Origin of the sequence: Shewanella surugensis (assembly GCF_023284005.1) — a bacterium.
GTDB lineage: Bacteria > Pseudomonadota > Gammaproteobacteria > Enterobacterales > Shewanellaceae > Shewanella > Shewanella surugensis.
Genome location: NZ_JAKIKS010000341.1, coordinates 1 through 846, shown reverse-complemented (window position 1 = coordinate 846; position 846 = coordinate 1). Strand labels below are relative to the sequence as shown.

The 846-nt window shown below is 42.7% G+C and carries 1 tRNA gene and 1 rRNA gene; both read left to right on the top strand.

The window, feature by feature from the left end:
* Positions 1–101: ribosomal RNA gene (rrf, locus tag L2764_RS27410) — 5S ribosomal RNA — on the top strand; the annotation flags it as partial.
* Positions 102–193: 92 nt separating this feature from the next.
* Positions 194–270: transfer RNA gene (locus L2764_RS27405), tRNA-Asp, on the top strand.
* Positions 271–846: the final 576 nt, after the last annotated feature.

The following is an 846-nucleotide window of genomic DNA, read 5'->3' as shown; positions in this document are numbered from 1 at the left end:
ATTGTGGCCCCACCTGATCCCATTCCGAACTCAGAAGTGAAACGCAATCGCGCCGATGGTAGTGTGGGGTCTCCCCATGTGAGAGTAGGTCATTTCCAGGCGCCAAATAAATGCTCGAAAGAGCACGTCTACTAGCTTTGACACGTTAGCGACGATAAAAGAATTTAGCATAATGCGTAAGCACTTTGTTAAAGGAGTGGTAGTTCAGTTGGTTAGAATACCGGCCTGTCACGCCGGGGGTCGCGAGTTCGAGTCTCGTCCACTCCGCCAACATTACGATAAGCCCTAGCAGCAATGCTAGGGTTTTTTCGTGTTTTAAATGAGTGAAAAACCGAGTGGCCACTCTCGACCATCCATGCTCTATATGACATTTTTGCTTCCATGCACTTCGTAGTTCAGTTAGTTAGCTTCTTTATAAATAGAACGCGGCCTGTCACGCCGGGGGTCGCGAGTTCGAGTCTCGTCCACTCCGCCAACATTTTGATAAGCCCTAGCAGAAATGCTAGGGCTTTTTCATTTTTTAAATGAGTGAAAAACCGAGTGGTTACTCTCGACCATCGATGCTCTACATGACATTTGTACTTCCATGCACTTCGTAGTTCAGCTTCTTTATAAATAGAAAATGGCCAATCTCACATGCTGAAGGCACATTTGAGCCCTGTCTGCTTTGCCAATACAAAGGTTAATACCAATCTAAGTAAAAATATGATCTAATTGTACTTATCATTTTCTCTTTATTTAAGTGCTTAACTAAAAGTTATCGTATATTTTGACGGATAATTATCCATGATGTTTTTTACACTCTCTTTGAGTGCATCAAAAGTGATAAAATCATGGCAAGATAAC